Annotated in this window: 25 protein-coding genes and 1 tRNA gene; 12 read left to right on the top strand and 14 right to left on the bottom strand. The window is 65.6% G+C overall.

Features of this window, described 5'->3' with window-relative positions; all coding sequences use genetic code 11:
* Positions 1-74: 74 nt before the first annotated feature.
* A complete protein-coding gene (gene pdeM / locus M2336_RS01645; protein ID WP_413715948.1) occupies positions 75-800 on the bottom strand; it encodes a ligase-associated DNA damage response endonuclease PdeM in 726 nt (241 codons plus the stop codon).
* Between the two features lie 118 nt (positions 801-918).
* Here pdeM and M2336_RS01640 point away from each other — a divergent pair, with 118 nt between their 5' ends.
* Positions 919-1,767, top strand: a complete 849-nt coding sequence (locus tag M2336_RS01640) for a rhodanese-related sulfurtransferase (protein ID WP_264573724.1) — start codon at positions 919-921, stop codon at positions 1,765-1,767.
* Here the strand turns inward: M2336_RS01640 and M2336_RS01635 are convergent.
* The 6 genes from M2336_RS01635 to M2336_RS01610 form a co-directional block, all read right to left on the bottom strand.
* Positions 1,723-2,781 carry a retroviral-like aspartic protease family protein gene (locus M2336_RS01635; RefSeq protein WP_264573723.1) on the bottom strand — a complete coding sequence of 353 codons (1,059 nt, stop codon included), beginning with the start codon at positions 2,779-2,781 and terminating at the stop codon, positions 1,723-1,725. The genes M2336_RS01640 and M2336_RS01635 overlap by 45 nt on opposite strands.
* A 73-nt stretch (positions 2,782-2,854) precedes the next feature.
* Positions 2,855-5,278, bottom strand: coding sequence for a ligase-associated DNA damage response DEXH box helicase (locus M2336_RS01630; RefSeq protein WP_264574929.1), 2,424 nt, complete (start codon positions 5,276-5,278; stop codon positions 2,855-2,857).
* Between the two features lie 49 nt (positions 5,279-5,327).
* Positions 5,328-5,531, bottom strand: coding sequence for a hypothetical protein (locus M2336_RS01625; protein WP_264571926.1), 204 nt, complete (start codon positions 5,529-5,531; stop codon positions 5,328-5,330).
* Between the two features lie 277 nt (positions 5,532-5,808).
* Complete coding sequence (gene pgmG, locus M2336_RS01620) at positions 5,809-7,191, bottom strand: phosphoglucomutase/phosphomannomutase PgmG (RefSeq protein ID WP_264573722.1); 1,383 nt, start codon at positions 7,189-7,191, stop codon at positions 5,809-5,811.
* 42 nt (positions 7,192-7,233) lie between these two features.
* Complete coding sequence (locus tag M2336_RS01615; RefSeq protein ID WP_264573721.1) at positions 7,234-7,662, bottom strand: molecular chaperone DnaJ; 429 nt, start codon at positions 7,660-7,662, stop codon at positions 7,234-7,236.
* 3 nt (positions 7,663-7,665) lie between these two features.
* Positions 7,666-8,466 (bottom strand): division plane positioning ATPase MipZ, encoded by an 801-nt coding sequence (locus M2336_RS01610; RefSeq protein WP_181558565.1) that lies wholly within the window; start codon positions 8,464-8,466, stop codon positions 7,666-7,668.
* A 110-nt stretch (positions 8,467-8,576) separates the two neighbouring features.
* On the opposite strand from M2336_RS01610, the gene panC reads away from it, so the two are divergent.
* Positions 8,577-9,419, top strand: coding sequence for a pantoate--beta-alanine ligase (panC, locus tag M2336_RS01605; RefSeq protein WP_264573720.1), 843 nt, complete (start codon positions 8,577-8,579; stop codon positions 9,417-9,419).
* A gap of 111 nt (positions 9,420-9,530) precedes the next feature.
* Positions 9,531-9,827 carry a hypothetical protein gene (locus M2336_RS01600; protein ID WP_264571930.1) on the top strand — a complete coding sequence of 99 codons (297 nt, stop codon included), beginning with the start codon at positions 9,531-9,533 and terminating at the stop codon, positions 9,825-9,827.
* 6 nt (positions 9,828-9,833) lie between these two features.
* Here M2336_RS01600 and M2336_RS01595 read toward each other — a convergent pair whose 3' ends face one another.
* The 4 genes from M2336_RS01595 to M2336_RS01580 all read right to left on the bottom strand — a co-directional run bounded on the left by M2336_RS01595 (position 9,834) and on the right by M2336_RS01580 (position 12,551).
* Positions 9,834-10,979, bottom strand: coding sequence for a GNAT family N-acetyltransferase (locus M2336_RS01595; RefSeq protein WP_264573719.1), 1,146 nt, complete (start codon positions 10,977-10,979; stop codon positions 9,834-9,836).
* A gap of 157 nt (positions 10,980-11,136) precedes the next feature.
* A complete protein-coding gene (locus tag M2336_RS01590) occupies positions 11,137-11,604 on the bottom strand; it encodes a RidA family protein (protein ID WP_264571932.1) in 468 nt (155 codons plus the stop codon).
* Between the two features lie 42 nt (positions 11,605-11,646).
* Positions 11,647-12,285, bottom strand: a complete 639-nt coding sequence (locus M2336_RS01585; RefSeq protein ID WP_264573718.1) for an HAD family hydrolase — start codon at positions 12,283-12,285, stop codon at positions 11,647-11,649.
* Entirely contained in the window at positions 12,282-12,551 is a 270-nt protein-coding gene (locus M2336_RS01580; protein ID WP_264573717.1) for a DUF3572 domain-containing protein, read from the bottom strand. The genes M2336_RS01585 and M2336_RS01580 overlap by 4 nt, the downstream gene beginning before the upstream one ends.
* 83 nt (positions 12,552-12,634) lie before the next feature.
* Here M2336_RS01580 and M2336_RS01575 point away from each other — a divergent pair, with 83 nt between their 5' ends.
* Positions 12,635-13,018 (top strand): response regulator, encoded by a 384-nt coding sequence (locus tag M2336_RS01575; RefSeq protein ID WP_264573716.1) that lies wholly within the window; start codon positions 12,635-12,637, stop codon positions 13,016-13,018.
* Between the two features lie 126 nt (positions 13,019-13,144).
* Here the strand turns inward: M2336_RS01575 and rpmG are convergent, their stop codons facing one another.
* A complete protein-coding gene (gene rpmG / locus M2336_RS01570) occupies positions 13,145-13,312 on the bottom strand; it encodes a 50S ribosomal protein L33 (RefSeq protein ID WP_181558573.1) in 168 nt (55 codons plus the stop codon).
* Positions 13,313-13,590: 278 nt separating this feature from the next.
* Between rpmG and M2336_RS01565 the strand changes: the two genes are divergently transcribed.
* Both M2336_RS01565 and M2336_RS01560 read left to right on the top strand, forming a co-directional pair.
* A complete protein-coding gene (locus M2336_RS01565; protein ID WP_181558574.1) occupies positions 13,591-13,908 on the top strand; it encodes a hypothetical protein in 318 nt (105 codons plus the stop codon).
* A 162-nt stretch (positions 13,909-14,070) separates the two neighbouring features.
* Complete coding sequence (locus tag M2336_RS01560) at positions 14,071-14,562, top strand: Dps family protein (protein WP_264592513.1); 492 nt, start codon at positions 14,071-14,073, stop codon at positions 14,560-14,562.
* 104 nt (positions 14,563-14,666) lie between these two features.
* Here M2336_RS01560 and M2336_RS17990 read toward each other — a convergent pair whose 3' ends face one another.
* Complete coding sequence (locus M2336_RS17990) at positions 14,667-15,485, bottom strand: cold-shock protein (RefSeq protein ID WP_319801314.1); 819 nt, start codon at positions 15,483-15,485, stop codon at positions 14,667-14,669.
* Positions 15,486-15,753: 268 nt separating this feature from the next.
* Between M2336_RS17990 and M2336_RS01545 the strand changes: the two genes are divergently transcribed.
* The 5 genes from M2336_RS01545 to rpoN all read left to right on the top strand — a co-directional run bounded on the left by M2336_RS01545 (position 15,754) and on the right by rpoN (position 20,088).
* Positions 15,754-16,371, top strand: coding sequence for a ribonuclease D (locus tag M2336_RS01545; protein ID WP_181558577.1), 618 nt, complete (start codon positions 15,754-15,756; stop codon positions 16,369-16,371).
* Positions 16,364-17,053, top strand: a complete 690-nt coding sequence (lptC, locus tag M2336_RS01540; RefSeq protein WP_264573715.1) for an LPS export ABC transporter periplasmic protein LptC — start codon at positions 16,364-16,366, stop codon at positions 17,051-17,053. Before M2336_RS01545 ends, lptC begins: the two co-directional genes overlap by 8 nt.
* Positions 17,054-17,063: 10 nt before the next feature.
* Positions 17,064-17,606, top strand: coding sequence for an LptA/OstA family protein (locus M2336_RS01535; RefSeq protein WP_264574928.1), 543 nt, complete (start codon positions 17,064-17,066; stop codon positions 17,604-17,606).
* Between the two features lie 173 nt (positions 17,607-17,779).
* A complete protein-coding gene (gene lptB / locus M2336_RS01530; protein ID WP_264574927.1) occupies positions 17,780-18,547 on the top strand; it encodes an LPS export ABC transporter ATP-binding protein in 768 nt (255 codons plus the stop codon).
* 41 nt (positions 18,548-18,588) lie between these two features.
* Positions 18,589-20,088: an RNA polymerase factor sigma-54 gene (gene rpoN / locus M2336_RS01525; RefSeq protein ID WP_264573714.1), complete on the top strand. Its 1,500-nt coding sequence runs from the start codon at positions 18,589-18,591 to the stop codon at positions 20,086-20,088.
* 9 nt (positions 20,089-20,097) lie between these two features.
* On the opposite strand, the gene M2336_RS01520 is transcribed toward rpoN, so the two are convergent.
* Positions 20,098-20,283 (bottom strand): DUF1328 domain-containing protein, encoded by a 186-nt coding sequence (locus tag M2336_RS01520; RefSeq protein WP_264571939.1) that lies wholly within the window; start codon positions 20,281-20,283, stop codon positions 20,098-20,100.
* A gap of 225 nt (positions 20,284-20,508) precedes the next feature.
* On the opposite strand from M2336_RS01520, the gene M2336_RS01515 reads away from it, so the two are divergent.
* A tRNA-Ser gene (locus tag M2336_RS01515) sits at positions 20,509-20,599 on the top strand.
* The last annotated feature ends 49 nt before the right edge of the window (positions 20,600-20,648 follow it).

Here is a 20,648-nt window from a genome sequence, read left to right as displayed (position 1 = left end):
GCCATGGGGCGCAACTCCCTCATTTCCGGGATTCAACGGTTTGTTGCATAAGGGTTACAGTCGGCGCAGGCCGCTTATCGCCAAAGAGCGAAACGCAGCAGCCGATCCTCCAGCGCGATAAGCGCTTCGCTGTTCCGGCCGACAAGAGAGGCGATTGCCGGTGACGCTGCGTCAAGGCCGCCGGTGAACGCCCCGAAGGCGGGTACGATGATCTTGCTGCCGCCCTTCACGAAGCAGCGCCGCGAGATATGTCGCCCGCGCAGGCTCATCCGCAACTTGGGATGAAAATGTCCGGAAATTTCCGGTCGCACCTCTCCGGGCATGGCTTCATGGCGCAATATGACGCCATCGATGAGCGCTTCTGCCCGATTTTCACCCCCCAGGGGCGAATCAACGCCCGAGGCGCCGAGGGGATCGTGATTGCCGGTGATCCAGGTCCAGCGATAGGTGGCCGTCAGCTGCGCGATCCGCGCGCGCGTCTCGCCGCTCATCCGCTCATGCGCGCCGCCATCGTGGAAGCTGTCCCCCAGACACCAGATCTCGCGTGGCTGGGTGAGGGCAATCACGCCCGCCAGCGCGTCCAGCGTGGCGCGGCTGTCATAAGGCGGCAGCATCTGGCCGCGCCGGGCGAAGGCACTGGCCTTCTCGAAATGAAGATCGGCGACGATCAGCGCGGCCCGCTCCTGCCAGAACAGGGCGCCCTGCGGCAAAGCCTGCCAGCTTTGGCCGGCAAAGCTGAAGGCCGGGCCACAGCCTGCCGCCCGCGGCATGGGATGATCGATGAGTGGGGACGACCTCATGGCCCTGCTATGCCGTCGCAGCGGGCAGGGCGCAATCGGGCAGTTGAACAAAAGTGGAACTTTTGCGATGGCCCGCAGGCTCTGGCTCTCCCCGCTCGGCTGGTGTAGGCGCGCGCCCATGTCGCACGAACCCGCATCCCTGCTGACCGTCGCCGCCTTCTACCGCTTCGCGCCCTTGCCCGACCCGGAGGCACTGGCGACCGAACTGCGCGCGCTGGGCGCCACACTGGACCTCTCCGGCTCCATCATTCTCGCGCAGGAGGGCATGAACGGCACTATCGCGGGATCGGCCGATGCGGTGGAGCGCCTGTTCGCGCGCCTGCGCGCCGAGCCGGGCTTCGCGCCCTTGGCGCCGCGGCTGCACAGCACGGAGCGGCATCCGTTCGCGCGCTGGAAAGTGAAGGTGAAGCGCGAGATCGTGACCATGGGCCGGCCCGGTGTCGATGCGGCGCAGGGCGCGGGCACGCATGTGCCGCCGGCGCAGTGGAACGCTCTGATCAGCGATCCGGACACGATCCTCATCGACACCCGCAATGATTATGAGGTGGCGCTGGGGCGGTTCGCCGGCGCGGTCGATCCCATGACGGCCAGCTTCGGCGACTTCCCGGACTGGTTCGATGCGCAGGCGGCGCAATGGCGCGCGGAAGGCCGCAAGCCCCGGATCGCCATGTATTGCACCGGCGGCATACGCTGCGAGAAGTCGACGGCTTATGCCCGCGCGCAGGGCTTTGAGGAGGTCTATCACCTCAAGGGTGGCATCCTTGCCTATCTCGCGGAAGTCGAGGAGGCCGCGAGCCTGTGGGACGGCGCCTGCTTCCTGTTCGATGAGCGCGTCGGGATCACCCATGGCGAGCGGGTCGTCCCGGCCGCGCTGTGCCCGGCCTGCGGGCAACCGCTTGCCGGAGGCGCGGATGAGGGAGGCTCAGCGCCCGCTTGCGTCCGCTGCACCGGTATCGGCGAAATCTAGCCTGCCACGTTGCCGGGCATCGCCGCCGGCGAGGTGGAAATCGACATGCCGCTGGCCGAAATCGATCGCGATCCGGTCGAACAGGCGCAGCATCCCCATGCCGAGCAGCATGGCTGGCCGCTCGCCCAGGCCAAGCTCGGTAAAGGGCGCGGCATCCAGGAACAGCATCGGCACATTGTCGAGCGTCGCGTCGCCGATGGTGAGTTGGCGGACGACGGCGAACTGGGCCGGCACGTCGACGCCGGTGACGCTGGTCAGCACGGTCGGCGTTGGCGGCACCACCAGCCGCTTGGCCTTGAGGCTGCGGAACAGCGCCATGTTGCCCACGCTCTGCTCGGCGCCGGTGTCGAGGATCACGTCTACCTTACGCCCATCCACCCGCGAGTTCATCAGGATCAACTGGCCATAGCGGCTGCGCGCGCGCACCACGATGGCGTCCTTCTCGTCACGCACGGCGGATGAGCGGCGGCTGCGGCTGACTTCCATACGGCGCTGGTTGAAATCCAGGATCAGGCGTTTGTCCGCGAGGCTATCCAGTCCGATGATCCCCAGGCTGCCCATGTCCGCGCGAGCGATAGTGAGCGCAGCGAGCGAACTGACCGCATGATCGCCAAAGCGCAGATCGCTCAATTGAACGGATGAGACCGTGACGCGCCCGGCCATGCTGATGATCTCGACCGGCTGGAGCGGCGGCAGCATCAGCCGCGTGGCCAACTCCGTGGCGATGATGGTGCGCTGGGAGCCGGTGTCGATCATGAACGGATAAGGGCCACGCTCGCCGATCCGCACCGGCATGGTCATGCGCAGTCCCGGATCGCCGCCGATAGGCATGACCGGCTCGTTGAGGTCGAAGGTGCTGGGATCGACCGGTATCTCAGGACCACGCGGCGCGATGACGAAATGCTCGTTTGCGCTCGGGATCTGGCTGGCGATGCCGAACGGCCCGGTCAACGCCGCAGCGGCCGTGATCACAGCCTTTGCCAGGGTCAGCCGAAGCGTCGAGCCGAAAACCATCCCCAAGGTCTCCCAAGACGCGCAGCTTATCACGATTTGCGGTCTCGCCAAAGCGATCCGGGGCGGGCGGGTGCTAGCCGGCCGGCGCGTCGGGCGTCATGGCAATGCGGGCGAGCGATTCGGCCTCCGCGAGCAGGCTGTCGTCCGTCTGCGGACCGGCCACATGCTCGCGCCCGATCATGATCAGCACCGGCACGGCCAGCGGGCTCACCCGGTCGAGCGGCTTGTGCAGCATGGTGGCGCTGGCCCGGTCGATCAGCTCACCCAGGCGCCCCACATCGGTCATGCGCGCGCGGGCATCGGCCCAGGCGGCCTTGAGCAGCAGATGCTCCGGCTCGTAGCGGCGCAGCACGTCATAGATGAGGTCGGTCGAGAAGCTGACCTGCCGCCCGGTCTTGCGCGCGCCCGGCTGCTGGCGTTCGATAAGGCCGGAGATCACCGCCACGTCGCGAAAGGCCCGCTTGAGCAGGCTGCTTTCCTCGACCCAGGCGATGAACTCACGGTCCAGAATGTCGGCGGAAAAGAGCGGGCGGGGGTCGGTCACGGGCTCCAGGCCGTAGACGGCCAGCGCATAATCGTTGGAGACGAAGCCGACGGGCTTGAGGCCGCGCTCTTCCATGCGGCGGGTGAGCAGCATGCCAAGCGACTGATGCGCGTTCCACCCCTCGAAGCTGTAGACCACCATGTGGTGCAGCCCTTCATGCGGGAAGGTCTCGACCAGCAACTGCTCGGGCTGCGGCAGGACGGAGCGGACCGCCTGCATCGCCAGCCATTCATGAACGTCGGGCGGGAAGCGGTTCCATTGCGTCGGATCGGCCAGGAAAGCGCGCACGCGGCCGGCCAGATGCGTCGACATCGCCATGCGCGTGCCGCCCCAGCTTGGAATGCGGGCCTGCTGGGATGTCGCCTTGACGAACAGCTCGGCCTCGGTCTGGCGGACCAGCTCCAGTGAGAGGCCGGAGAAGAAGAAGCGATCGCCCGGGCTGAGCGTCGCGGCAAAACTCTCCTCCACCGTCCCGAGCTTGCGGCCGTTGCTGAAGCGCACATCGAGCGCCGGCTGGTCGACGATGATGCCGGCGTTCAGCCGATGCTGCTGGGCAAGGCGGGGATGGGCAATGCGCCAGAGGCCTTCGGGCGTGCGGACAAGGCGCTGGAACCGGTCATAGGCACGCAGCGCATAGCCACCGGTGGAGACGAACTGGAGAATGTCCTCAAGCTGGGCCGCGTCCAGCCAATCATAAGGCGTGGCGGTGCGGATTTCGGCAAGTAACGCCGCAGGATCGAGCGGGCCGGCGCAGGCCAGCCCCATGATGTGCTGGGCCAGCACATCGCGCGCGCCGGGGCGGAAATCGTCGGCGTCGCGCTCGCCGCTCATCACGGCGTCCCAGGCGGCCTGTGCCTCCAGATACTCGAAGCGATTGCCTGGGATGACGATCGCCTTGCTCGGCTCATCCATCCGGTGATTGGCGCGGCCGATGCGCTGGAGCAGGCGCGAGCTGCCCTTCGGCGCGCCCATCTGGATCACGCAGTCGATGTCGCCCCAGTCGATGCCCAGATCGAGACTGGCGGTGGCGACAAGGCCGCGCAGCTTGCCGGCCGCCATCGCGGCCTCCACCTTGCGGCGCGCCTCGCGGGAGAGGCTGCCATGGTGGATGCCGATGGGCAGGGTATCCTCATTCTCCGCCCACAATTCCTGAAAGATGAGTTCGGCGAGACCGCGCGTGTTGCAGAACACCAGCGTCATCCGGTGCTGGCGGATGATGTCGATCACCTGCCCCGCCGCATATTTGCCGCTGTGGCCGGACCAGGGCACGCGGCCCTGCGGCATGAGAATAGTTAGGTCCGGCGCGGCGCCCGGCTCGCCTTCGACCAGCGCCACTTCTTCCTGCGCGCCGGCGGGCGCCAGCCACCGTCGATAGGCATCGGGGTCGCCCACGGTTGCCGATAGGCCGACGCGGCGGAGGTCAGGTGCGATGCTCTGCAGGCGGGCGAGGGACAGGGCCAGCAGATCGCCGCGCTTGCCGCTCGCAAAGGCATGGATCTCATCGATGATGACGGTTTTGAGGGACGCGAAGATCAGGTCCGCATCGGGGTAGGTCAGCAGCAGGGAGAGCGATTCGGGCGTCGTGAGCAGGATGTGGGGCGGCTTGGCCCGCTGCCGGGCCTTGCGATCGGACGGCGTATCGCCGCTGCGCGTCTCGATGCGGATGGGCAGGCCCATCTCGCTGACGGGGGTGAGCAAATTACGCTGCACATCCACGGCCAGCGCCTTGAGCGGGGAGATATAGAGGCTGTGCAGGCCTTCTGTCGGCGCCTCCGCGAGGTCGGCCAGCGTGGGCAGGAAGCCGGCGAGCGTTTTGCCGGCTCCTGTGGGCGCGACGAGCAGAGCATGGCGCCCCGCTTGCGCTGCCTCCAGCATCGCCTGCTGATGGCGACGGACGGACCAGCCCCGCCGGTCGAACCATCCCGTGATGAGGGGCGGCAGGGATGGTGTCATGTACGCGCGCGGGGCCATGCCTTCAATGTGGATGCCCCGCCATGCTTACTCAAGCCCGGGTGGAATAGGGCTCCTTACCATCCCGGCGCTTGTCTTCTCGGTCGAGACTGTCGCGCAGGTCCTTTGCGGCGCGGTCGCTCCGCGCTTCGTCGCCCGGCTTGGTATCGCGCTTGTTGCGCCAGATTGCGTAGACCAGCACCGCGGCAAACAGGACTGGCCCGACAACGGTCATGAGGCTCCAGAGGCTGCCCATGTTTCTCTCCTATTTTCCAAACCCATTAAACGCATGGGCGCCGCCTGAGTTTCGCGGCTGGCCGCGCAGCCGGTTCGGCGCGCCTCACTGGGTGACGGATGGCGGGCGGTAAGCCAAAAAAAAGGCCGCCCCGAAGGACGGCCTGGAAGTTTTAGGAGAGGATGCCTGAAAGGCAGGAACTGTATGCGTTACATACGAATTTCCTGCAATTGCGAAATGAAGAGTGTTGATTGCACAATTTGCAATCGATCTCTTCAGTCTACGCATCTGGTTGACGTTAATGCCCAGCGGCCGGACCACGCTCCAGGCCAGAAAGTGCAAGCTGTTCATCGACTTGCGCCAGCAGGCGGTCCAGCGCGTCGGCGTCGCGTGCCTCGGCGCGGGCGACCAGAACATCCTGTGTGTTGGATGCACGCAGCAGCCACCAGCCGTCCGGCGTGGTGACGCGCGCGCCATCCGTGGAATCGATCGTCGCACCGGATTCGGCGAGTCGGCGCAGCACTTCCTCGATCACGGCGAATTTGCGGCTCTCATCGACTTGGAAACGCAGCTCCGGTGTGTTGACCATGGCCGGCATGGCGCCGCGCAGCTGCGTTACACTGCGCCCCAGCGTGCTGGCAGCGCGAATCAGGCGAACGGCCGCGTACAGGGCGTCGTCGAAGCCATAATATTCGTGCTTGAAGAAGATGTGGCCGCTCATCTCGCCAGCGAGCGGGCTACCCGTCTCCTTCATCTTGGATTTGACGAGGCTGTGGCCGGTTTTCCACATCAGCGGCTTACCGCCCAGTTCCGCCACCCGGTCGAACAGCGCCTGGCTGGCCTTCACATCGGCGATGATCGTGGCGCCCGGTTCAGCGGTGAGCACCGGCTCGGCGAGGATGGCAAGAAGCTGGTCGCCCCAGATGATACGCCCTTCGCCATCGATGGCGCCGATCCGGTCACCATCGCCATCGAAGGCGAGGCCGAAATCGAGGCCCTTCTCCGCGACCAGCGCTCGCAGGTCGACAAGGTTCTTCTCCTCGGTGGGGTCCGGGTGGTGATTCGGGAAATCGCCGTCGACATCGGTGAACAGCGTGTGGTGCTCGCCGGGCAGCAGCTTCACCAGCCGGTCGATCACCGGGCCGGCGGCGCCGTTGCCGGCATCCCAGCCAATCTTGTAGGCTTGGCCGTCGAAGCCTTCCATCAAGCGAGCGACATAGCGGTCGAGAATGTCGACCTGCTCGCTGCCGGCGCTGCCGTCGACCCAATCGCCGGCCGCCGCCATCGTGCCCAGACTCTGGATGTCCTTGCCGAAGAAGGGGCCTTTCTGGAGCACCATCTTGAAGCCGTTGTAATTGGCCGGGTTGTGGCTGCCGGTGATCTGGATGCCACCGTCCACATCCAGCACCGCCTCGGCATAATAGAGCATCGGCGTCGGGCCGAGGCCGATGCGGACCGCGTGAATGCCGCTGTCATTGAGGCCGCGCACCAGGGCCTCCTCCAGCATCGGCGAGGAGAGGCGCCCGTCATAGCCGACCGCGACGGCCCGTCCGCCGAGCCGCGCGACACGCGTGCCGAAGCCCCGGCCGATGGCATAGGCATCCGCCTCGCCCAGCGTTTCGTCGATGATGCCGCGAATGTCATATTCGCGCAGCGTGGTCGGATGGAATTGATGCGTCATGGAAAGTCCCGGAGAAGGTCGAAGGAAAGCGAACCGGCTAGCTTATGTTTCTTGCGATTTTAGCAACGTATCACGCGCAGCATTGATCCGCGCGGCGAGGCCGGGCGATCCGCCGGCGTCCGGATGATTTCTGGCGATGAGCTTGCGATGCGCGGCGATGATCTCGTCGCGGCTGGCATTGATCGACACGCCAAGCAGGTCGGCCGCTTCCGCGCGGCTGAGATCGCGCGCGCTCAGCGGAGCGGGGGAGGGCGCGCGCCCGCCTGCCAGACTGTCCCCAAAGCGCAGCCACAGGCCGGAGACGGTCGCGACCAGCGCGCCTGTCACCGCCATGCCCTTGGTCATCATGATCGTGCCGATCAGCGTGCCGGCGATACCCAGCCACGCCGCCGGCACCTTGCGCCCGCTCTTGCGGAGGCGGTACCAGAACCAGAGGCCCAGCCCGCCCAGAGCGATAGCGAGCAGCAACATCCCTCAGGCGGCGCTCTTTTTCTGGGGCGCCCCGCCGAGCATCGGCAGCGCAAGGCCGGCGATCATCTCGCGCAGTTCCTGCCGGGCGGCCAGATGGCTGACGCCCAGCTCACCGAGATGGCCGCGATCGAGCAACGTCAGGCCCGAGGGGAAGAGTTCGCGGAAGATCACGCGCTCGGACAGGCCGGGAATGACGCGGAAGCCCACGCGGCGGGCGAGTTCCGAGAGCGCATCGCCGACGCGCTTCTGGTTGCGCGCTTCCATGTGATGCAGGCGGTTACGCAGCACCACCCAGTCGATCGAGGCGCCGTCGGCCTTCGCGCGGGTCTTGCGAGTTTCCCACATCAGCTCCGAGTAGAAGCTCAGCCGCTTGACCTTGAAATTCTCCGGATCGACCTGCCCGATGAGGTCGAAATCGACAAAGCTGTCGTTCATCGGCGTGACGAGCGTGTTCGCCGCCGCCGCGGCATAACGCGCCATCGGATCATCGCGGCCGGGCGTGTCGATGATGACGACCTGCGCCTGGCTGGCGGCCTTGGCGATGGCCTCGTTCAGGCCCGCCGTGCTGTCGCCATCATAGACGGCGTAACTGGGGGAGGGCAGGTCCACCTCACGACGGCGCGCGGTCGCCTCGCGATTCTCAAGGTAGCGAGCAGAGGTGCGCTGCCGGTGATCGAGGTCGATCAGGGCCACGGACACATCTTGCGCAGCCAGCGCGACGGCGGTGTGGACGCAGGTGGTGGACTTGCCTGTGCCACCCTTTTCATTGGCAAAGACGATGAGATGCGGCGCGGCGCTGGACATGGGCTGGGTCGAAACTCTTTCTGGGTGGTTACGGCCTCTTGACCGTCCGGTCAGGACAAGCGAAGCCAGCCCCGACCTTCTCCGCCGGCCTTATCGGAGCCTCGTGCCGCGTGCAAATCTTCCGTGACCTTCCCTCGCTCAGAACCGGTCTCGCCTCGTTGCGGGCGGATGCGGGCCGCATTGCCTTCGTCCCCACCATGGGGGCACTACACGCCGGGCACATGGCGCTGATCGCGGAAGCGCGGCGTCGGGCGAGCCATGTCGTCGCGTCGATCTTCGTCAATCCCACCCAGTTCGGCCCCAATGAAGATCTGTCGGCCTATCCCCGCCGCGAGGAGAACGATGCCGCGATGCTGGCGCAGGCGGGCGTTGCCGCCCTGTGGCTGCCGGACGTTGCGACCATGTACCCTGCCGGCTTCACCAGCCATGTGAATGTCGATGGCCTGTCCGCCCGGCTGGATGGCGAATGGCGGCCCGGCCATTTCGAGGGTGTGGCGACGGTCGTCACCAAGCTCTTCAATCAGGTCCGGCCGGACATCGCCTGTTTTGGCGAGAAGGATTATCAGCAGCTTGCCATCATCCGGCGGATGACGCGCGATCTTGACCTGGGGGTGGAGATCGTCGGCGTGGAGACGCAGCGTGACCATGACGGCCTCGCCCTCTCGTCCCGCAACGCCTATCTCACTGCCGACCAGCGCGCGCGCGCGGCCGCCTTGCCGGAGACGCTGGTGGGCGCAGGGGAAGGCATCAGCGCCGGCGAGGATGTCGCCGCCGTGCAGGCCTGGGCGATCCGCTATCTGCTCGATTCGGGCTTCGATTCGGTCGATTATTTCCTGCTTAGCGATGCTGACACGCTGGAGCCGATGACCCGGCTGGACCGGCCCGCGCGCCTGCTGGTGGCGGCGCGGATCGGCAGCACGCGCCTGATCGACAATATCCCCATCCACCCCTGAAGACATGCCCGAGCAAATCCGGGCGCTAACATCCCTTCTGCCCCGTTAACCATTTCGCAAGAGCTGGCGTGCTTGGTTGCGGTATCGCGAACCTGTGTTTGGGGGGAATTCGTGGGTACAAGCATGAACAATGCCAGGGTCCTGATCGAAAGCCGCACGCGCGCCGCGCTCGGCAATGCACAGGCCTGTTTCGATCTTGGCGTGGCCTATAGTTGCGGCACCGGCGGCCTGTCCGTCGATCTTGTGGAAGCGCATCGCTGGTTCAATCTGGCTGCGCAGGCAGGCAGCCGCGAGGCACAGACCTGCCGCGCTGAAATCGCCGAGGAAATGACCGCGCGGGAAATCGCCGAGGCCCAGCGCCTCGCCCGCGCCTGGACGATCGAGACCAGCCAGCGCGTCGCGGCCTGATCGGCTTTAGCCCGCGTCTCCACCCTTGCGGAACGGCGCGCGTTCATCCAGCCATTCGCGTTCATCCGCGACGGCGGCGGCCTCACGCTCGACGAAGTCCGCCACGGCGCGCCTGAAATCGGGATGCGGGATGTAATGCGCTGAATAGGTCGGCACCGGCCGATAGCCGCGCGAGAGCTTGTGCTCGCCCTGTGCGCCGGCCTCGACGCGGGCAAGGCCCCGCGCGATGGCGGCGTCGATCGCCTGATAATAGCAAAGCTCGAAGTGGAGGAACGGCACCTCCTCATTGCAACCCCAGTAACGCCCGTACAGCGCATCGCCGCCGATGAGGTTGAGCGCCCCGGCAATCGGCCGTCCGTCGCGATAGGCGAAGATCAGCAGGACCCGGTCCGCCATGCGCGCGCCGAGCAGCGAGAAGAAGGCGCGGGTGAGATAGGGGCGGCCCCATTTGCGGCTGCCGGTATCCTGGTAGAAATCCCAGAAGGCATCCCAATGTTGCTCCTCGATGGCGTCGCCGGTCAGGTGCCGGATGTCCAGCCCGGCCTGCGCCTTGGCGCGCTCCTTGCGCAGATCCTTGCGGTGGCGGCTGGAGAGGCGGGCGAGAAAATCATCGAAGCTGGCATAACCCTCATTGGCCCAGTGGAACTGGCTGCCCTGCCGGATGAGCCACCCCGCCGCGCGATACAGCGCGCATTCCTCCGGCGTGATGAAGGTCGCGTGGGCGGAGGACAGCTCATTCTGGTCCACCACCGCCTCGATGCCCGCGATCAGCGAGGGGCCTTTGCTGGCGTCGCGCAGCAGCAGGCGCGGCCCCGGCACGGGGGAGAAGGGCGCGGCGATCTGCAGCTTGGGATAATATTGCCCGCCAGCGCGCTCCCAGGCGTCCGCCCAGCCATGGTCGAACACATATTCGCCCTGACTATGCCCCTTGAGATAGGCCGGCGCTGCGGCGATCAGGGTGCCACGGCCGTCCTGAATGGTGATCGGCGCTGGCGACCAGCCCGTGCCCGGGCCGACGCTGCCCGATTCTTCCAGGATGGAGAGGAAGTCATGGCTGACGAAGGGATTATCCGGGCCGGCGCATGCGTCCCACTGCGCCTTGTCCAGCGCTGCGACGGATTGGGTGAGGTGGACAGTCAGCGCGTCGCTCATGAGGGCTGCGCCTCTCGGTGCTCCAATGTGGGCAGAGAGCGAAACGGAGCGACGTCGTGCAGCACGGGCCGAACATGGGACGTCCGGCGCGAAATTGCCAGTGCCCGCAGGTCCATCGCGCCCAACGCCGCCACGATGCGGGCCGGGCGCTAGGCGCTCAGTCGCGAATCTGCACGATGGCGTCGATTTCCACCGACGCATCGAGCGGCAGCACTGGTACGCTCACGGCGCTGCGGGCGTGGCGGCCGGCATCGCCGAAGATGCGGACCATCATTTCCGAGGCGCCATTGGCGACCTTGGGTTGATCGGTGAACTCAGCGGTGCTGGCGACAAAGGCGCCGAGCTTCACGATGCGCTCGACCCGGTCGAGATCGCCGCCCAGCGCCGCTTTCATCTGCGCCACCAGCATCAGCGCGCAGCGTTCTGCAGCCGCGACGCCCCAATCGAGATCGCGCTCGCCGCCGATCTTGCCTTTCATGAGGGCGCCATCGGCCGCGAAGGGCAGTTGGCCACTGATGTGCAGCAGGTTGCCGGTCTGCACCGCAGCCACATAAGCGGCGACGGGGGCGGCGGCTTGCGGAAGGGAGATATTCTCCGCGGCGAGGTGTTGGTCGATCTTGCTCATGGGCGGAGCCAGAGCATGAGCCCGCAGATGCGTCAAGACCGGCTAGGACAACGCCCCGGTGGCAATCGCGTCATACTCGTCAATGCGGGCCATGATCCATGCCTCGGCACGGTCCCAGTCGTCGATCCGCTCATGCGCCTCGCGCACCGGCTCGACATGGGGGGCGAATTCCGGCTCCCCGACCATGTGCAGCCGCCAGCATTCCGGCACGTCCCGCGCGACGGACACATGATTGGCGCCCAGATCGTCTATGAAGATGCTCAGGCCCGGCTTGCGCTCGTCCAGCAGCTTGCGCACCGCCGGTCCCTTGCCGCCGCGATTGCCGATCACCGGATAGGGGAGGCCGTGCGCATGGATCTGGTCGGCGCGGGCCTGCGCGCGTTCCTCGCCGATGTTGGTGACGATCACGATGTCCGCCCGCTTTGCGATTCGCGCCATCGCCTCCACCGCGCCGCGAATTGGCGTCTGACGATGCATTTCCGTCTCGAAGAAGGCGCCGAGCAGGGTCCAGACCAGTTCGCGCTCGATCAGGTCGCCGCTGGTCTTGTGGCGCAGCGCGCGCTCGAAGCCGCCGGAGAAGCTGAAGTCGATGCCGTGCTGCTCTTCCAGCCAAGCGCGGAAGGGGACGACCATGTGCATGAGCACTTCGTCGCAATCGCTGATGATGAGCGGGCGGCTCATCGGCCGAGCCGCTCGCGTGCGGCGACGAGATCCGCCGGCGCGACTTCCAGGGCTTCCGCGCAGGCCAGGAGGTCCAGCTCGTGATTGATGACGAAATCCATCAGCGCACCCAGCGTGGCGGGATCGGTTAGGGCTTGCCGCAGCGCATCCGGCTCCAGCCCGGTGAGACTGAGCATCCGTTCGGCACGGACCGAATCAGCCACAATCCATCCCACGAGGCGCAGCGCCATGGTTTCATCATCTTGAGGGATCGGATAGGTCCGCATTGTTCACCTGTATGCCGGGCAGCGGGAGGTTCTCCCCTGCGCGGCTGCAAAAATGGCTTCGTCCATCGGCATAAGGACTGTTCGTGTCAAAACGCATATTGGTTGTCGAGGACAATGAGCTCAACATGAAGCTGTTTTGCGACCTGCTCCGCGCGCATGGGCATGAGACAGAGCCGGTGCGAGACGGGCGGGAGGCCTTCGCCCGCGCATCCGCCTTCCAGCCCGATCTCATCATCACGGACATCCAGCTGCCGCATGTGAACGGTCTGGACCTCATCGCCTCCTTCCGCGCGGACGCGGCTCTGACAGAGACGCCGATCATGGCTGTGACGGCCTATGCCGCCCCGGGCGATGAAGCGCGGATTCGGGAGGCAGGGGCGAATGCCTACGTCTCCAAGCCGATTTCGGTGCTCATGTTCATGAACGTCGTCAACGGGCTGATCGCGCCGACTGCGCTGGCGAGCTGAGCGCTACCTCGCGCGCCATCGTCACACTTTATCGTCACGCTGCCGCACGCAAAAAGGCCCGGATCGCGCGATCCGAGCCTGAAGCGTCATGCACGAGCGAGCGGACCGACAGGCCCGCCGTGGCACTTACTTGATCTTGGCTTCCTTGAACTCGACATGCTTGCGCACGACGGGATCGTACTTGCGGAAGGTGAACTTCTCGGTCTGCGTGCGGGGGTTCTTCTTGGTCACGTAGAAGAAGCCCGTGTCAGCGGTGCTGACCAGCTTGATCTTCACTGTGGCGGGCTTCGCCATGGCCAATTCCTCAAATAATTGAGCGACCTCCCTGCGGGCAGGTGCGGTGCGCTGACATACATGCAAAAGACGGGCTCCGCCTCTGGCGAGACCCGTTCGGCGGCGGCCAATGCGGGAAAAGCCGGCCCTTGTCAAGGGAAGGAGTCGCCGCAGTCGCCGCTCTTCGCTGCAAAACCGAAGCTTAACGATGGGCGCTTATGGTGCCGTTGTCACAAGCCTGACTCGCGAGGCTGGCAAGAACCGATTCGCGATGGACAAGGCGAGATGGGAGAATCGGGATGTATCAAGGCTCGGACCGTCTGGTTCGCGATCAGATGCTTGGCCGCATCGAGGCACTGGAGGGGGCTTGCACGGGCCTGTCCCTCTTCTCCCTGTGCGAGCGGCTGGAAGATTTGCGGCTGTTCGCGCGCCGGCATGACTTTGCCGCGGTGGAAGGACTGGCCAGCCTGCTGGAGTCGGTGGTGGCCTATAACGGCCACCGCCAGGTCGCGCAGACCTATCTCACGCTCATGCGGGACGCTGCCCAGGGTGATTCGGCTGCGCCCCAGACTGCGCGCGTCTACCTTGCCGCGGCCGCCCTGCGGGGGTGTCGCTGATCGCTTCATTGCGCCGGCGCATAAGTGTTGATTGATTTCGTCGATCAATCTGTGCGGGCCTATCTGTTCGTCATTCCGAGTTCCATCTGGCATAAGCGGGGCGTGGGGAACGTTCGACGTTCCGAAATTTACGTCAGACACATCAACCATTGGAGGCCTTTCATGACAGACAAAGCGCTCAAGACGCCCACGGACCTGAAGGGAAATGCCATCAAGGCCGTCGCCGACGCGCTGAACGGCCTGCTGGCGGATAGCTATGCGCTTTACCTCAAGACCAAGAATTTCCACTGGCATGTCTCCGGCCCGCATTTCCGCGATTATCACCTGATGTTCGACGAACAGGCGGCCGAGATTCTTGCGACGACGGATCTGATCGCCGAGCGGATTCGCAAGACCGGCAACACTGCGCTGCGCTCCATTGGCGACATCGCCCGCAAGCAGAGCATTCAGGATAACAATGACGACTTCGTCTCCGCTGCGGACATGCTGGCGGAGCTGCGGGCCGACAATATGGCGCTGGTGGAATCGCTGCGTGCCGCCAAGGAACTGGCCGAGGCCGCCGGCGACAATGCAACCGATGGGCTGATCGACGACTGGATCGATCAGGCCGAGCAGCGGGCGTGGTTCCTGTTCGAAACGAGCCGCAACGGCTGATCCATTTGGACTGAGCCATCGCCGCGCTGAAATTGTGGCGATGGACACACAAAAAGGGCCGGGATTTTCATCCCGGCCCTTTTTCTTGCGAAGTGAGTCGCCTGTTACTCGGACTTGGGCTCGAGATTCACGGCGGCGTATTTGCCACGACGGTCGACTTCCAGTTCGAAGTCCAGACGGTCGCCTTCCTGCAGCGAAACCATGCCGGCACGCTCGACAGCACTGATGTGCACGAACGCATCGGGCTGGCCGTCATCGCGCTGGATGAAACCGAAGCCCTTCATAGCGTTGAAGAACTTCACCGTGCCGCTGGCCCGCTCACCCGTGAGCTGACGCGACGGTCCACCACGCTGCTCGGCCGGTGCGCGGTCTGCAGCGCGCTCGGGAACCGGGAGCGGCTCGCCGTCGATCACCAGATCGGTTGCGGAAATCTTGCCGCCACGGTCCACCAGCGTGAACTTGAGCTGCTGCCCTTCGGCGAGGCCGGTCAGGCCAGCCTGCTCGACAGCGCTGATGTGCACGAACACGTCTTCCGCGCCATCGTCACGGACGATGAAGCCGAAGCCCTTCTGGGCATTGAAGAACTTGACCGTGCCGGAGCCTTCGCCAACGACCTGCGCGGGCATACCGCCACGGCCGCCGCCGCCGCCACCACCGCCGCGGAAGCCGCCGCCACCGCCGCCGCCGCTGCGGAACCCGCCGCCGCCGCCACCGCCGCGGTCACCGAAGCCGCCGCCACCGCCGCCGCCGAAGCCGCCGCGATCGCCAAAACCGCCGCCGCCGCCGAAGCCGCCGCGATCACCGCCGCCGCGAGGTCCACCGTAACTGCTGCCACCATATTCCGGAAAGGCGTCGAACTGGGGTTCTCCGAAGCTGTCCCGCTTGTCCCTGCCGCGACCGCGGCGCCCTCTATCAAAACTCATGCCCTGTTAATCACTTTCGCTCGTCCACTCTCGATCCGCACCCATGCCGGACGACATGCACAGGGACTCGACCAAGGCCACACTCGGCCAAGCGTCGCTATAGCGGCCTTTTTCGCAAAGCGCGAATGATTTTGGCGCAATTGCCGCGCTGAACGTCGATCCCGCTCCCGGGCAACATCGGCCCGATCCGCAGCGCTGGGGAGGCGCTCTGCCGTCTTGCCTTTTTCGGAGGTTTCCCTGGCCCGGTCATGCAGCTAAGAGGAGCGGCATGACCGTTTATTTTCATGAAGAAGACCTGCCTGCCGATGTGCTCGCGCCGGGCGCCGTTGCCATCGATACCGAGACGATGGGTCTGATCACCCCGCGCGACCGCCTGTGCGTCGTGCAGATCAGCGATGGGCAGGGCGATGAGCATCTCGTCCGCTTCTCGCCGGGGAGCAGCTATGCCGCGCCGAATCTGCGGGCGGTGATCGCCGATCCCACGCGACTCAAGCTCTTCCACTTCGGCCGCTTCGACATCGCGGCGCTTCAGCATTATCTGGGCGTGCTGGCGGCACCGGTCTACTGCACCAAGATCGCCTCGCGCATGGTGCGTACCTATACCGATCGCCACGGCCTCAAGGAGCTGGTCCGCGAGCTTCTGGGCATGGACATCAGCAAGCAGCAGCAGAGTTCCGACTGGGGCGGCCCGGTGCTGAGCGAGGCGCAGCGCGATTATGCCGCGTCCGACGTGCGCTTTCTCCACCAGTTGAAGGCGGAACTGGACATAAGGCTGGAGCGGGAAGGGCGCACCGCGCTCGCCCAGGCCTGTTTCGACTTCCTGCCACACCGGGCGCTGCTGGATCTCGCCGGCTGGCCGGAGACAGATATTTTCGCCCATGCGTAAAGGGCGTGCCCTGCGCGGGACGTCCCGGTCCGAGGACGAGCTGGCGCCGTCGGCGCTGGCCCGGGCCGAGCACAGCCGGCTGCAGCGCTGGGCCGCGCCCGGCGGCAGTCACGACAGGCTGGTGACCCTGCTCAAGCGGGTATTGCCGATCTCTGCCGGTGTGCTGGGCGCCTTCCTGCTGGCGGCGCCGTTCACCCACCAGACCGAGGTCAGCTTCGTGCTCGACAAGAACAAGGTCGATGTTGCGAGCGAGCGGTTGAAGGTGACCGAGGCGCTGTATCGCGGCGAAGATGGCGAGGGCCGGCCCTTCTCGCTGCGTGCCGGCTCTGCGCTGCAAAAAACCTCGCGCGATCCGATCGTGCAGCTCAACGAGCTTGAGGCGCGGTTGCAGATGGAAGGCGGCGGGGCCGTCGTCACCGCGCGGCAAGGCAATTACAACATCGAGAATGAGACGGTCGCGGTCAACGGGCCGATCCAGTTCCAGAGCGCCAATGGCTATCGGCTCACCACGCGCGATGTCGACATTCGACTGCAGGAGCGGGACTTGCGCAGCCGGGGCGATGTCGAGGGGCGGATGCCGACCGGCACGTTCCGCGCCGATCATCTTAAGGCCGATCTGGAGGGGCGCACCGTCACGCTGGAGGGCAACGCCCGCTTGCGCATGGAGCAGGTCGGGCGCTAAGGGCATGTCGATGCGCAGACCCTTCCTTCTTGTCGCTGCCGGCGCCCTGGCCGGGTCCACTCTGGTCGCGATTGCCGGCGTTGCCGATGCGCAGGTTCTGCGGGGGCACAATACACGCGCGCCGGTCGATTTCTCGGCGGACCGTATCGAGGTGCAGGATCGCGCCGACCGCGTCGTCGTCTCCGGCAATGTGCAGGTGACGCAGGCCGGCATGACCATGACGGCGCAACGTCTTACCGTGGCCTATCACAACACCGGCGGCATCGAGATCGACCGACTCGACGCCTCGGGCGGTGTCGTCGTGACGCGCGGCAACGAGCGGGCCAGTGGCTCGGTCGCCATTTATGATCTCAATCGCCGGCTGATCACCATGATCGGCAATGTGCAGCTCAATCAGGGCGGCAACCGCCTCACCGGCTCGCGCCTCGTCATCGATCTGGCCAGTGGCCGCTCGACGGTGGATGGCTCTGCCGCAGGCGGCGCGCCGGGCACCACCCAGTCGGGTGGTCGCGTCTCCGGCACGTTCCAGGTTCGCCAGAGCGGCGATCAGTAGGAAAAGGCCGGACGCGGCGCCAAAAAGCTTGCCTTTTTCGCTGCCTTGAACGATTCGGTCTCCATGCAATTTTCCTGCCAGATCGTGGAAGCTGCGGAGGAGCGTCGGTTCGACAGGGCCGGCGATCAGGATGATCTGGAAATGAGGACAAGGCGATGAGTGAGGCAGACACGATGCGCGATCCCGCAATCGCGGACGACCCCGCCGGCGCGGCGGAGGATCATCGCCTGCAGGTCATTTCTATCGCCAAGAGCTACGACAAGCGCACCGTCCTCGCCGATGTCAGCCTTGAGGTCGGCCATGGCGAAGTCGTCGGGCTGCTCGGGCCGAACGGCGCAGGCAAGACGACCTGCTTCTATTCCATAATGGGTCTGGTAAAGCCCGATTCGGGCCGCATCCTGCTGGAAGGTACCGATATCACCGGCCTGCCCATGTATCGCCGCGCCATTCTGGGGCTGGGCTACCTCCCGCAGGAAACCTCCATCTTCCGCGGCATGACCGTGGAGCAGAACATTCTCTCGGTGCTGGAACTGGCCGAGCCGGACAAGGCGGCGCGGGCACAGAAGCTGGAGACGCTGCTGGAGGAATTCGGCCTCGCCCGCCTGCGCGCGAGTTCTGCCATGGCGCTCTCCGGCGGTGAGCGTCGGCGCTGCGAAATCGCGCGGGCGCTGGCAGCCAATCCGTCCATCGTGCTGCTTGATGAGCCCTTTGCCGGCATCGACCCGCTCTCCATCGCGGACATTCGCGATCTGGTGAAGGATCTCAAGACGCGCGGCATTGGCGTGCTCATCACCGATCACAATGTGCGTGAGACGCTGGAGATCGTCGATCGCGCCTGCATCATCTACGATGGCAAGGTGTTGTTTGCCGGCAGCCCCGCTGAACTGGTCGCCAATGCCGATGTCCGCCGCCTCTATCTAGGCGAGAGTTTCTCGCTGTGATGGCGGGCCGGTCGCGGACAGGCTGAGGGGCAGCACCACCCATGGCGATGGCGCCTCGCCTCGATCTTCGGCAAAGCCAGTCGCTGGTGATGACGCCGCAGCTCCAGCAGGCGATCAAGCTGCTGGCGCTGTCCAATCTGGAGCTTGAGGCATTCATCGGCGGCGAGCTGGAGCGCAATCCGCTGCTGGAAGCCGGCACAGACATCGCGCTGCCCGCGCGGGAGCAGGCCGAGCTTCCGGACGGCGTAGAACCGCAATCGGGCCCCGACGCTCCGGCCGACGTGCTGATCGGCAAGGGCAGCGGCGAGGCGGATGGGCCGCTGGACGTCGATCACGGTGCGGAGACCTTCATCGATGACGGCCCCGGCGACCGCGCGCTGCCGGGCGGGGTGGACCCCGGCCGGTCCTCCGCTGACTTCGGTGCGGACGGACCGGATTTCGACAGTTTCGCCGCGCCCGAGCAGGGCCTTTATGAGCATCTGATGCACCAGGCCGGTGCTGCGCTCTCCGGCCGGGCACTGATGATCGCCGAGCAGCTGATCGGCCAGATCGACGATGCCGGCTATCTGGAGGCCGATCTGCTGGAGACCGCCTACCGGCTGGGCGTTCCGCTGGCAGAAGTGGAGGCGGTGCTGGCCGTCATCCAAGGGTTCGATCCCGCCGGCATCGCGGCGCGCAGCCTCAGCGAATGCATCGCCCTGCAAGCCAAAGAGGTGGATCGCTATGACCCGGCCATGGCGACGCTGATCGCCAATCTCGACGTTCTCGCCAAAGGGCAGATCGCGCATCTGCGCCGGATTTGCGGGGTGGATGAGGAGGATATGGCGGACATGATCCGCGAGCTGCGCGGCTATGATCCCAAGCCCGGCTTGCGCTACGCCAATGATCGGCCCGCAGCCGTGGTGCCGGATGTGCTCATCGCGCCTGCGGGTAATGGCTGGTCCGTGGAGATCAACGGTGCGACGCTGCCGCGCATCCTCGTCAATCGCCGCTATCATCACCAATTGGCGAGCGGCGCGCGGGACAAAACGTCCAGGGCTTGGGTGTCGGATTGCCTTGCCAGTGCCAACTGGCTCATCAAGGCGCTCGACCAGCGCCAGCGCACCATCCTACGGGTGACCGAGGAAATCCTGCGGCGGCAGGAGGGCTTCTTCCGCCACGGCGTTGCCCATCTGCGGCCGCTCACCCTGCGTGTGGTGGCCGAAGCGGTGGGGCTGCACGAGTCCACGATCAGCCGGGTGACGAGCAACAAATATCTGTCCTGCCCGCGCGGGACCTATGAGCTCAAATTCTTCTTCACCAGTGCGATCGCCGCAGCAGATGGCGGAGAAGCAGCATCGGCCGAGGCGGTGAAGAGCCACATCAAACAGTTGATCGCCGACGAGCCGCCAAATGCGATCCTCTCTGACGACTCCCTGGTCGATCTGCTACGTCAGCGCGGCTTCGACATCGCGCGGCGCACGGTGGCCAAATATCGTGAGGCCATCGGGCTGGGGTCGTCCGTCCAGCGCCGCCGGCAGAAAGCCCTGGGCGGGCGATAACCGCGCCGCTTAGTCGAGCACGCGGGACATACGGCGGCCAGCAAGGATGCCGAGCACCAGGAAGATCCCGAACAGCGCAAGGGCAATGAAGAACAGCACCTTCGCAATCCCGACAAACGCTCCCGCGACGCCGCCAAAGCCCATCAGGGCGGCCGCACCGGCGATAAGCAGGCTGAGGATGGCAAGACGGATCATGATGGGCTCCTGTGGCTGACAGGGGTTTTAACGTCTCGCGCCCGGCGGCGGTTCCCGGCTGGGCGGGGGAGGACGAGACGCGCGCGGCTCTTCATGCGCAAATCTGCCAAACCCGGCCAGCCGGGGTGCCCATCGGCGGGCGGCATTGCTTCGTCACTGTTGATGCGCGAAGGCACCTTGCGAAACCCGTGCGACCCCGCTAGGGCGCACGGCTCCAGTGCATGCGGAGCGGTGGCCGAGTGGTCGAAGGCGCTCGCCTGGAAAGTGAGTATACGTCAAAAGCGTATCGAGGGTTCGAATCCCTCCCGCTCCGCCAGATCCTGAACCTCAGCGATCTTTCCCGATCAATCGCGAATACAAAAATC

This window comes from Sphingobium sp. B1D7B, assembly GCF_025961965.1.
GTDB lineage: Bacteria > Pseudomonadota > Alphaproteobacteria > Sphingomonadales > Sphingomonadaceae > Sphingobium.
This window is presented reverse-complemented; position numbering and strand designations above follow the sequence as displayed.

Bases quoted from the DNA above. Each gene is read 5' to 3' on its own strand.
- M2336_RS01610 (WP_181558565.1), bottom strand. From the start codon at position 8,466: ATGTCCAGCGCCGCGCCGCATCTCATCGTCTTTGCCAATGAAAAGGGT.
- M2336_RS01625 (WP_264571926.1), bottom strand. From the start codon at position 5,531: ATGGGCAGCCTCTGGAGCCTCATGACCGTTGTCGGGCCAGTCCTGTTT.
- lptB (WP_264574927.1), top strand. From the start codon at position 17,780: ATGCGCGATCCCGCAATCGCGGACGACCCCGCCGGCGCGGCGGAGGAT.
- M2336_RS01580 (WP_264573717.1), bottom strand. From the start codon at position 12,551: ATGCGGACCTATCCGATCCCTCAAGATGATGAAACCATGGCGCTGCGC.
- lptC (WP_264573715.1), top strand. From the start codon at position 16,364: ATGCGTAAAGGGCGTGCCCTGCGCGGGACGTCCCGGTCCGAGGACGAG.
- M2336_RS01565 (WP_181558574.1), top strand. From the start codon at position 13,591: ATGTATCAAGGCTCGGACCGTCTGGTTCGCGATCAGATGCTTGGCCGC.
- M2336_RS01590 (WP_264571932.1), bottom strand. From the start codon at position 11,604: ATGAGCAAGATCGACCAACACCTCGCCGCGGAGAATATCTCCCTTCCG.
- M2336_RS01535 (WP_264574928.1), top strand. From the start codon at position 17,064: ATGCGCAGACCCTTCCTTCTTGTCGCTGCCGGCGCCCTGGCCGGGTCC.
- pgmG (WP_264573722.1), bottom strand. From the start codon at position 7,191: ATGACGCATCAATTCCATCCGACCACGCTGCGCGAATATGACATTCGC.
- M2336_RS01520 (WP_264571939.1), bottom strand. From the start codon at position 20,283: ATGATCCGTCTTGCCATCCTCAGCCTGCTTATCGCCGGTGCGGCCGCC.
- M2336_RS01560 (WP_264592513.1), top strand. From the start codon at position 14,071: ATGACAGACAAAGCGCTCAAGACGCCCACGGACCTGAAGGGAAATGCC.
- M2336_RS17990 (WP_319801314.1), bottom strand. From the start codon at position 15,485: ATGAGTTTTGATAGAGGGCGCCGCGGTCGCGGCAGGGACAAGCGGGAC.
- M2336_RS01635 (WP_264573723.1), bottom strand. From the start codon at position 2,781: ATGGTTTTCGGCTCGACGCTTCGGCTGACCCTGGCAAAGGCTGTGATC.
- M2336_RS01630 (WP_264574929.1), bottom strand. From the start codon at position 5,278: ATGACACCATCCCTGCCGCCCCTCATCACGGGATGGTTCGACCGGCGG.
- M2336_RS01545 (WP_181558577.1), top strand. From the start codon at position 15,754: ATGACCGTTTATTTTCATGAAGAAGACCTGCCTGCCGATGTGCTCGCG.
- pdeM (WP_413715948.1), bottom strand. From the start codon at position 800: ATGAGGTCGTCCCCACTCATCGATCATCCCATGCCGCGGGCGGCAGGC.
- rpoN (WP_264573714.1), top strand. From the start codon at position 18,589: ATGGCGATGGCGCCTCGCCTCGATCTTCGGCAAAGCCAGTCGCTGGTG.
- rpmG (WP_181558573.1), bottom strand. From the start codon at position 13,312: ATGGCGAAGCCCGCCACAGTGAAGATCAAGCTGGTCAGCACCGCTGAC.
- M2336_RS01595 (WP_264573719.1), bottom strand. From the start codon at position 10,979: ATGAGCGACGCGCTGACTGTCCACCTCACCCAATCCGTCGCAGCGCTG.
- M2336_RS01640 (WP_264573724.1), top strand. From the start codon at position 919: ATGTCGCACGAACCCGCATCCCTGCTGACCGTCGCCGCCTTCTACCGC.
- M2336_RS01615 (WP_264573721.1), bottom strand. From the start codon at position 7,662: ATGTTGCTGCTCGCTATCGCTCTGGGCGGGCTGGGCCTCTGGTTCTGG.
- M2336_RS01585 (WP_264573718.1), bottom strand. From the start codon at position 12,285: ATGAGCCGCCCGCTCATCATCAGCGATTGCGACGAAGTGCTCATGCAC.